8 protein-coding genes are annotated in these 10,357 nt (G+C 34.5%); all 8 read right to left on the bottom strand.

Annotated elements, in window-relative coordinates:
* Positions 1-188: 188 nt before the first annotated feature.
* Positions 189-1,484 carry an ATP-binding protein gene (locus AC2HW8_RS05525; RefSeq protein ID WP_484327259.1) on the bottom strand — a complete coding sequence of 432 codons (1,296 nt, stop codon included), beginning with the start codon at positions 1,482-1,484 and terminating at the stop codon, positions 189-191.
* Between the two features lie 406 nt (positions 1,485-1,890).
* Entirely contained in the window at positions 1,891-2,148 is a 258-nt protein-coding gene (locus AC2HW8_RS05520) for an SPFH domain-containing protein (protein ID WP_215639039.1), read from the bottom strand.
* Positions 2,149-2,158: 10 nt separating this feature from the next.
* The gene (locus AC2HW8_RS05515) at positions 2,159-2,599 is read right to left on the bottom strand and encodes an NfeD family protein (protein ID WP_484327258.1); all 441 of its coding nucleotides are present in this window, start codon (positions 2,597-2,599) and stop codon (positions 2,159-2,161) included.
* Positions 2,600-2,781: 182 nt separating this feature from the next.
* Positions 2,782-3,660 (bottom strand): ABC transporter ATP-binding protein, encoded by an 879-nt coding sequence (locus AC2HW8_RS05510; protein WP_484327257.1) that lies wholly within the window; start codon positions 3,658-3,660, stop codon positions 2,782-2,784.
* Positions 3,648-5,939, bottom strand: a complete 2,292-nt coding sequence (locus AC2HW8_RS05505) for a hypothetical protein (protein WP_118101944.1) — start codon at positions 5,937-5,939, stop codon at positions 3,648-3,650. Before AC2HW8_RS05505 ends, AC2HW8_RS05510 begins: the two co-directional genes overlap by 13 nt.
* A gap of 5 nt (positions 5,940-5,944) precedes the next feature.
* The gene (locus AC2HW8_RS05500) at positions 5,945-7,207 is read right to left on the bottom strand and encodes a hypothetical protein (RefSeq protein WP_118101945.1); all 1,263 of its coding nucleotides are present in this window, start codon (positions 7,205-7,207) and stop codon (positions 5,945-5,947) included.
* Positions 7,208-7,548: 341 nt separating this feature from the next.
* The gene (locus AC2HW8_RS05495; protein ID WP_484327256.1) at positions 7,549-8,661 is read right to left on the bottom strand and encodes an acyltransferase family protein; all 1,113 of its coding nucleotides are present in this window, start codon (positions 8,659-8,661) and stop codon (positions 7,549-7,551) included.
* A 429-nt stretch (positions 8,662-9,090) separates the two neighbouring features.
* Positions 9,091-10,357 (bottom strand): sensor histidine kinase (locus AC2HW8_RS05490; RefSeq protein WP_484327255.1); only part of this gene is annotated, 1,267 nt, incomplete at its 5' end.

Below are 10,357 nucleotides of genomic sequence, written 5' to 3'. Positions count from 1 at the left end.
AAACCTTTACCTCCGTAATCGGAATAAATTCTAATTTACCCTCTAACAACCAGTCATAGCATTTTTATTTTAAACAACAAACTGCTCTTACCACCTTTTTCTAAGTTCACAGAGATTTTAGGCATAAAAAAGACTAGAAAAAAATAACGCCCACATTTTCTGTGAGCGTTACTGTTGTAATATTAATTTCAGATACAAAATGCGGCATAGAGAGGAACAATTTTTTTGTTATCCTCAAAGCCGAAGTTTTTGGCAGAGAGCTTGATTGCATAAGCGGGCTTGTAGGTGTCCATATAGACCTTCAAGCTCTTTGCTCTGGTATTGTCGGCAGACTTGACCTCAATAGGAATAAGCTGACCGTCACGCTGAATGATAAAATCAATTTCAGCTCCACGCTCGGACTCCCAATAATAGGTGTGGTAGCCGTTAATGGAGAGCTGCACATTGACATAGTTTTCCGCCATACCGCCCTTGAAGTCGTTGATTTCCTCGACCATATAGAGGATGTCATTGGCGGCTAAATCCTTCTTGGCGCAAAGCAGCCCTAAGTCAGACACATAAATCTTGAACGCATCAATATCACGGTAGTTTTCAAGCGGCTTTTTGATTTGCTCGACCTTGTAGACCTGTGACACGATACCAGACAGGCAAAGCCATTCAATCGCATTTTCAAATTCGGAAGCCCGTCCGCCTTTTTTCATCAGCTTATATTGGAAACGGGTATTCTTCTTTGAAAGCTGAACGGTTATATTGTCGTAGGCAAGTCGGGTTTTCTTGATTTCATTCAAGTTGTTATACTTGCTCATATCGTTGAGATAGCTTGCAAGTATCGTATCCTGCGTATGGCGGACAAGGATATAATCCTTGGTTTCAGCGAATTGCATCACACACTCCGGCATACCGCCGACCACAAGATACTGACGGTAAAGCTGCATTGCGGCGTCGTGCAAGGCAGACGGCAGGGGCGTATCGGTTTGGAAGCATTTTTTAATCTGCTCTACCAAATCGTCCTCACCAAGCGCCAACATAAATTCCTCCATATTCATAGGATAAAGCGTTTTCATATCGACCTTTCCTACGGGAAAAGAGAATTTCGCCCTGTTGACCGCAACGCCGAGCAAGCTGCCTGCGACAATGATGTGATAATCCGGAGCGTTCTCGCAAAAGTATTTGAGCGAGGTCAAAGCCCTTTCGCAGAGCTGTACCTCATCAAAGACTATCAGCGTTTTTTCCTTTACGATAGTCTGACCTGCGATATGGGACAAAATCGGTATCAGATAATCGGGGCTGATGTTTTCATCAAAGGTTTCGTTCAGCTTTGGATTGGTTTCAAAGTTGAAGTATGCCACATTTTCGTAATGGGTGCGCCCAAACTCCAGAATGGAATAGGTCTTTCCGACCTGTCTTGCGCCCTGTAAAATAAGGGGCTTGCGGTGTTCGCTTTCTTTCCACGCTTCCAAGAAGCCCATAATCTTTCTATACATAAGCAGTCCTCCTTAAAGGTACTGACCATAGTATAGCAGATATTCGTGTAAAAATCAATGAAATTTACTTGAATTTTTGCACTATTCAACACGAATATTTTTGCTAACCTCTCACAATACGACACGAACACCGCAATTTCTGCATTTTATCCCTCTCCAAACTAAAAAATCAATGTCCAACACCAACATTCGTGATATAGCTAACCTGAAGGTCGGAGATATTAAGGAACTTGATTGAGCATGAAGTTTGCGAAGCCCACCGTCCTCATCAGTCATTCTTGCAACACGAAAAATGGGTTTACAAGAATTTTAGGCATAAAAAAAGAGCCTACTGGCTCGGATGTTAAAAATACTAAATAAGTAATTGTTATTGATTATCTTCAATTTTATGATATACACATACTTTTTAAGATTCACAAGAAGGTATCGTTTTATTCACTCCATGCTGTGGAGGGAAGTTGATCACTTGCTCTTTTAGTGAAACTTTGTTTGAGATTTTGTCGATAAACGGAATTTTTACATGAAGTCCTGTTGACCACGTTACATGATATGTTCCGAGTCTTTCAATTACATATGCGTGTGCCTGCGGTACTACTTTTACATTGCTTACAATTACTATAAGCAAAATTAAAAGGACGATACCTAAAATAATAAGTGCTACCATTGTTTACCTCTCATTCTGATGCGGGTTCTACTATGAGCTTTACGCCCTCTATTGCAAGAACCTTAACTTTTGTTCCTTTTGAAAGCGGTGCTTTGTCAGACTTTACAGTCCAAGTTTCCGCACCAATCTTTGCCTGTGCTGTTTCGTCAATATCGGTTAAATCAGTCAGCATAAACCCGACTTGACCGATGTGGCGGTCTGCGTTTGTTCCCGTTGTTTTGTTACGCTTTTTAAAGCGTTTTACAAGCGGTCGTGTCACAATCAGCGATACAAGTGACACAACAAGGAACACCGCCGACTGGATTGTTATGTCGCTCGTGAATATAGTAGTTACTGCGGCACAAACCGAGCCGAGAACGAACCATATTGATACAAGCTGCGTTGTAAAGCCTTCGCAAAGCAACATAAATATTGCAAAGCCTATCCACACTATCGGCATATATTGCTCCATAAAGCTGTCACCCCCCTTTTCGCATAATTTTAACACAATATTATATATTGCTATTTTATGCGTTAACTGATTATTTTATATCTGTATTCCGCTTTATCCTTACAATTTCATGTAAAAAGGGCATAAAAATACCGACAAGTATTAGCATAGAACACCATTACTTGTCGGTAATAATTTTAATATCACATTCCTTGTTCAAAAATATAGAGGTACAAATCTTCAAGGGTTGGGTTTGCAATTGTTATTTTATGATTTTCAGGGGGATTATCTGTGACTAATCTTACTACGATTTTATCATCATTATGATAGAGATTTGAAACTCGATAATTATCCTGAAAATATTTTAATTCTTCTTTTTCAATTTCCATCTCAACTACCTTATTTGCAATTTCATTTACAAGATTTTGGCAGGTATCGTGTGACACAAGTTTTCCCTGCTTTAGAAGTATAATCTCTTTAGCAATGAACTCGATATCGGACACAACATGAGTAGAAATGAGCACGATTTTATCTTCTGCAATTTCACTTATAAAATTGCGGATACGAATTCTCTCTTTGGGGTCAAGGCCCGCAGTCGGTTCATCAAGAATCAAAATTTTCGGGTCATTCAAAAGTGCCTGAGCAATCAAAGCTCTTTGTTTCATACCTCCCGAAAATCCGCCGAGTTTTTTATGTGCCGCATTAGTGAGATTTACCGTATTAAGAAGTGAGGTTATTTTTTCCTTAGCCTCCTTCTTTTTTAATCCCTTTAATGCAGCCATATACCACAGAAAGCGATTGAGAGTAAAATCATCATATAATCCCTGTTGCTGCGGCATATAGCCAAGGACAGAACGATAGTTCTTACCAAGCTTTTTTATATTCTCGCCGTCATAAAGAACATCTCCGCTGTCTGCATTAAGATTGTCAGTGATAATATTCATAAGCGTCGACTTCCCTGCACCGTTCGGTCCTAAGAGACCGTACACTCCTGGAGTAAGAACAACATTAAAATTATCAAGAGCCTTTACTGCTCCTTTTTTGTAGGTTTTGCTTATATTTCTAATTTCTAATGTTGACATATCTTCTTCCTCCACTTTATGTTGCTGAATTTAACAAAGACTGATACTATTGATATCACAGTCAAAATCAAACATACCATTACTATAACTGTCACCACAGTTTGCCAAATATTATTTTGAAAAGCTGTTACCATTCTCACGTCAGTAAGTTCCATAGCAACAAGACAAGGTATCAGAATAATTCCGCTGGTAACTATCATCGTCATAATATTGTTTTTAAGCAACATTGACAACATAAATATAACAGTAGTAGCAGTTAATGTCACAACAAGATGGACTATACACAAAATCGCTATATATTCTCCCACTGTTACCGAGGAAGTTAGCAGATTATAATCAGACATAAACGCAATAGGTATATCAAAAATTTTAGTTCCAAAAGTAGAAATAAAATTGATGAAGTATGGTAAGTACACCAATGTAAAGGATAAGAGCGAGGTAAACATAACAGTAAATAGTTTTATCATTATTAATTTTCCTTTGCCATAACGATTACTGCGTATTAAATTGACCATTGAATTTTTGTATTCACAAGCAAATATGTTAGATGAACAAAAGATTATGACCGCCATAAGAATAGTAAAATAAAGCCATTCCCTGTATGTATCCTCTGTTAATCGCTTGCACACCAATTCATTAACAAAAGCAGGTTCTTCGTCGATTTCCTCTGCTTTAATTTGAACATAGTATTTTTGTTCCAATATTCTATTAAATGCTTCACCCTTAGTCCGGAATAATGCGTCTATATAACTTGATTTATTTCTTTTCTCCGTTTCACTCAGGTTTTTATCACTAAAAATCTCATTCCGCTCAGTTTCAAGGTCATCAAAATACTGTTGTTCCTTTGCAAGATAATTCTCTGTATCGGAATCAATTACACCCTCAACATCCTCCATATAGTCACAATAAGCACTTTCGCTTGCATCGTTGAAACGAATTGATAAATCATCATTCAAATTAGATACTGCAAACAACACAAGAATTATAAGAATAACCATTGCAAAGGAGATTTTATAATGCTTGTATGCCTCTCCGCTGTATATTTTTACACTTCCTCGAATTCTATAATGTTTTTGAAGAAATTCTGCAATGGCGGAAATTATTGAAGATTTTTTCGATATTTGAGATGTTTTTGTAAATGCTGTCACACTGCCAAAAAAGCCGACCAAAGCTAAGGTTGTTACAACCACCGTCCATACCATGATTATATTGACAGGATTTGAAAATATATTTACATTCAAGTACTCACCGAACAAGTTGTTGTTTGACAGGAAATAAACAATATTTACATATTTAAAGAATGAAAATGCCGATGCACCCTCAATAAAAAGGTTTGCAGTAATTTCAACGGCTAAAAATACAACAATAATTCCGTAAATTTTCGCTGAAGTTTTCACAGCTGTGAAACAAAAGGAAAACAACAATGAAAATGCACACAAAGTTAGGGTCTTCCCTAATATCCAAAGAATTAAATATTCAAAAATACTAATCTTTAGGGAACAATTCATAAAGATCCCTATTGACTGAATGTACCTGCTCATATCTCCAAAGCCAAAGTATATTCCTGTTATCAGTATATTCGATAAGTAGAAAAGGATAGTTGTAACGACAGTAACAGCTATCACTGCAAACAGTTTTGCAACTATTGTTGATGTTCTTCCGTTTTTTGTACTACGAACTAGGGGATACAATCCATTTTCCCTTTCTGTGTAAAAAAGCAATATACAAGTTAAGGCAACAAGTACAATCATCAGATAATCTGTTATTTGAAACTGCGTTGCATTTTCTGCAAATGTATTGTTGCCTGCATATAACTCAACACCCTTTAGATGCTGAAAATCCAGGGGTGTTTGTTGTATATTATTATAAGCAAAACTATCGGGTTCTGCAAATATGGAAAAGGACAATTGATTATCCGCCCTTATTTGCATATTATTTATGAAATCATCATATCTGTTTATGTAATTTTGCTGTGAGATAAGGTCGTTCAAAAGAGTCATTTTTTCAACAAGTGCATCCTTATCGGTACTATTCTCCGTTAACCTTTCATTGATAATATCCAACTCTTTTTTTAAATATTCACTTGCTTTTTTCGAAGAGTTACAGTTTTTAATTAAAGAATTATAATACTCTATGTTATTATGCTTAGTTCTGTCATTATAATTTTCGGCAGATGAATATATCAATGTAAAAGCATTTATACATAAGGCGACAACAAGACATATTATAAAAATCTTTTTTGACAGTAACTTATATAGTTCACAAAAAAATATTCTCATAATAATTACCTTGCAACAGCATCGTTGTTATTTTTATCATCAGCCCACTTGAGTTTGCACAGTTCTTTGAATTTTATAGTATTTCCGCCAATTGTTCCAATCTGACTTTTATCCGCCATAACAAGGCAACGTTCATCTTTCTCGTTAAAACATTCAAATAGGAAACAATTTTCGTCCTGAGGGGCAAAAAAGTTGTATGTTTTGGTATCCATATTTGGCAATTTAAATGTGTCGATTTCTTTTAAGTTTTCATCACAAACAGTTATCTTCTGTTCTTTTGATGAACCATTTGCGACTTGAAAACTATTATCAAAATAGTAATATGTTCCATCGCCTGTTATTGATTGAATTTCGTTGCTTTTTTGTGAAAATATATTTTTGCAATTATTGCCCTCTAAATCTGCCTTTACATACACTTTTTCATTACCATCGGAATAATACATAATCATACTGTCCCCCGCAAACGCAGAAAAAGATGCGTTGTTCTTGCCGATCTTAAGAAAAGATTTTTTCATTGTATCAAGATTTAGGCAAATAGTCTGTCTGCCAATACCGTTTCCTTCTTCGTCGAGCTCGTCAACCTGAAAATAAATATAATTCTTATATGCACAGAACGAAGAATATGTATTTTCGTTATCCTTGATAAAATGCTGAGCTTTGTATACCTCTTCTGGGCTTGATTTTGGGTTCGTGAGCGGTATTCTGAGAACAGAAGAGTCCGAGGTGTAATAAAAGTAGCCTTGATGAATAAACCAATTTGTGAATGGACTATCAAAATAATCGGTGACTTTTTGTCTGTTTGTTCCGTCCTTATCCATTTTCATCAAATAGGTATTATATTCAATCATACTTTTATCATATTCACCGCAAACCATATACAAATAACCCTGATAATACTGAATTGCCGTTCCAAGTGATCCCCATAGTGAATCCTGCGATATGTTTTCTGATGAATTTACATATGCATCACAAGTATCAGGATCATTGTGCATACAATCAGGTTTTGCGCAAAGCGGAGTTGCTTTCTGTGTTTTGCTATCGATATAAATAATTATTCTGTCATCACCAATATAATAATATCCAGTGTCTGATTTTGTTGCAGGAATCGAAGAGCCACCACCGCTGCACAAATATGTTATCTGCATATCGTTTGAATAATCAATTAGTGCGTTTTGTGAAATTGGCTTGCTTTTATCGTTTGTGCATCCAAATAAAGTAAAAACAAATATACTTGACAACGCTAAAATTAAACATAAAAATTTTTTCATCAGAATACCACCTTTGTTTTACTTAGTGCTTGTAGCAACCCATACGAAGTTCATTTTCTGTTCCTTCCGACTGCCAAGTATACTATGTTTCATTCGGATAAGTAACCTTACTATAAGTTATAGCACCGGCATAATAATCAAAAAGACTTGTACTAGGGCTTTTTGTCACTTGTGTTTCATAAAGAAATCGTCCTTTGTTATGCCAAATATTATTAATACAATTTTCAGTTAAAAGAACAATTAAACCATCGGACTTATCTACTTTTATATTTACTAGTCATCTATTTATCTTATAAGATATTTTAACATATTAAGAATATAAGCACAATGATTTTTAGATATTATTTGTTACAAATTTTATTATGCATTTTTTGTGCAATATGACAGATTTTATTTAAAATAATGCTAATTAATATCGGTACAAGTAGACCAAATATAAGATATACAAAAGCCCACTGTTGTAAACCGTTTGGAAGATAGTAGTACCATATATTTGATTTAAATGATGCAACATTAAAGTCACCAAACAATGATCCTGAAGTAATGCGGCTTAATCCGTAGAATACAAATTTTAGGCACATAAAACCTACAAGCTGATTTACCATAATTCCGTATGTGTTGTCAGCTATAAGCCTTACAAGCTTGCTGTTTCCTATGGCAGGTACAAGTAATCTTGAAACTCTCAGCCAAAATGCAATTGCTGTGATTGACGAGATATACGGAATTATAAAACCGTTGTTAAATTTAGTAAATGACGACGGAGTGTACTCCAAATCTTTGCAAAAAGTTAAAAGTATCAGCTGTACAGCAAATATAATTGCAAAGTACGCAACATTATTGAGATTATCTTTTTTTTCAAGCACAGCTTTATAAAAGCGACCGAATTCATAACACGGCAGGAAAAACATTGTTCTGACAAGAAGTTTCACTATACCGTTAATTGCAGTCGGATTTTCTATTGCAGTGTTAATTCCTATCATTCCGATTGCGAGATACACTATCAAAACTATAAATTCATTGTCAAGATGAATAAGTTTCAAAAATTTTCTGAACAGCACATTTATTATGCAAACCAAAAACAGCGGATACACAAACCATGAACCGAGGTTATATTGAAAAGCCTCACCGTCAACAAACGGCATAACAAAAAGATTGTATAAATCAGGCTTTGCACCTATAGTAAATCCAAACAAACCGAGAAATGCAACCATACCACCGTAAAATATATTCCACAGATACGCAGGAATAAGAAGCCGCTTTGTTCGTTTCCATATGTATTTTCCGACATTTTCTTCATAATCGGTTTTGTAAAAATATCCCGATATAAATACAAACAGTGCCAAATTATACGAATACGGCGGAAACCAGTTATAAGCAAGTTCCATTCCGCCATGATAACAATGTCCGGAAACTATAATGATAATTCCGATTGCCGACAGAAGCTTGAATTGCAAATTCACCCCTCCGTCAGTATTAACGCTACGCAAATTTCTACCCTTTTTCAAAATTCAACTCCCCTTAATTTTTGATTTATATTAAAAATGTTCATTGATTTTTTATCCTATATTTTGTTTAATCATATCTCAAAACCATACTGTAAACTTCAATTGTGCAAAAACTGTAAAAAAATCGACTAAAATTGCACTCTATAATTCTTATTTACGGAAGCAGCTTCAAACCTTATTTAAATTTTTTGATAATAAAAGTTTCAAATTTCTGCAACACAAGGCCAAAGTATAATAACGGAATTAACGCAAATACGGCTAAAACATAAAATTCAATACAAAACAAAAAATGCTATCCTTTTTCTTGGCATAACGCCTTAAAGAAAGGATAGCATTTTTTAGAATATTTGATTTTAAACAGGTAAAAATAGTTGGTTTTTAGGTAAAAATTCGGTTGTCTAAAATTACCGAAACTATGAATTCATTATTCTTCTCCGAAATAACTACATCTCCCCCATACTTCTCGGCAATACTTTTTACTATAGAAATTCCTCTGCCGTGATTTTTCTTATCTTCTTTACTTGTGTACAAAGTTGGATTAGTCTGCAAAACTGAAGAAGAGCAATAATTCTGCACATTTAAAACTCCGTACGACCCGTTTTGAAATATGCTTATCTTTAATTTTTTATTTTGCTCTTTTGCAAGTGCCTCAACAGCATTATCTGCAAGATTACCTATTAGAACAGCTAAATCATCACCTGCCACAAAACTTAAATTATCTTTACAATCTACGCTGAAATCAATATCATTTTCAATTGCTTTTTCATATACAACATTTAATATAGCATCCAAATAAACATAACCTGTTTTACAAAAATGGACATTAGCAGAAATATTATTATTTACATTATTGCACATTTTTTTAGCTTCATCATACCTTTGCCCATCAATCAAATTTTCGATGCACAACAATTGATTTTGAATGTTATGCTTAACATCAGTAAGATTTTTCATATATTTTTCTGAACTTGTCATTTGAACATTATACAGCTCTTTTTCTTTATTAAGCAAAATATTTTCATTTTCCAAAGAATAATTTTTTGAAAGACTTTTAATAAGATAAAAATTTATAAATGTAAATGAAAGGATTATTATTGAAACCGCTCCTAATACAATACGGTCAAAATCAGACATATCAGCGTTTGAAGATACCAAAAATGTCAGCAAGCCTACAGCAATGCTCAACAAAGGAATTACAAGAGTAATCAACATTTCTTGTTTGTGAATATGGCTTAACGAATTTTTGAAAAGATTGTAAATTACAAATAAAACAATTACAAAAATCAGATTTGACATTAACACATACATATAACGATATTGGGAACTCTCTATCATAAGATAATTATAGTCACAACTAATAATCGCAGAAAAGATATAATTAATTCCAAATGATAATACTGAATAAATCACATTCAAAATAACAGGTGTGAGAATTTTAACAAAAATTCTGTCTTTAAAAAACAAAACGCAATAGGGAATCATAATTGCAAAAAATACAACCGTTTCAATATACGCAAAAGACAGGTACAACCAATTGATCAAGGTAATCGACAAAAACATCAATAATGATGCAACACAAAAAGCTATTCCCTCACAAATCTTATTGCGTGATGGGGTTAAGAATTTATAACAAAATACAGTAAAC

The sequence above is a fragment of the Ruminococcoides sp. genome (genome assembly GCF_057037865.1).
This window is presented reverse-complemented; position numbering and strand designations above follow the sequence as displayed.

Coding starts and splice junctions, on each gene's coding strand:
- AC2HW8_RS05525 (WP_484327259.1), bottom strand. CDS start 1,484: ATGTATAGAAAGATTATGGGCTTCTTGGAAGCGTGGAAAGAAAGCGAA.
- AC2HW8_RS05520 (WP_215639039.1), bottom strand. CDS start 2,148: ATGGTAGCACTTATTATTTTAGGTATCGTCCTTTTAATTTTGCTTATA.
- AC2HW8_RS05515 (WP_484327258.1), bottom strand. CDS start 2,599: ATGGAGCAATATATGCCGATAGTGTGGATAGGCTTTGCAATATTTATG.
- AC2HW8_RS05510 (WP_484327257.1), bottom strand. CDS start 3,660: ATGTCAACATTAGAAATTAGAAATATAAGCAAAACCTACAAAAAAGGA.
- AC2HW8_RS05505 (WP_118101944.1), bottom strand. CDS start 5,939: ATGAGAATATTTTTTTGTGAACTATATAAGTTACTGTCAAAAAAGATT.
- AC2HW8_RS05500 (WP_118101945.1), bottom strand. CDS start 7,207: ATGAAAAAATTTTTATGTTTAATTTTAGCGTTGTCAAGTATATTTGTT.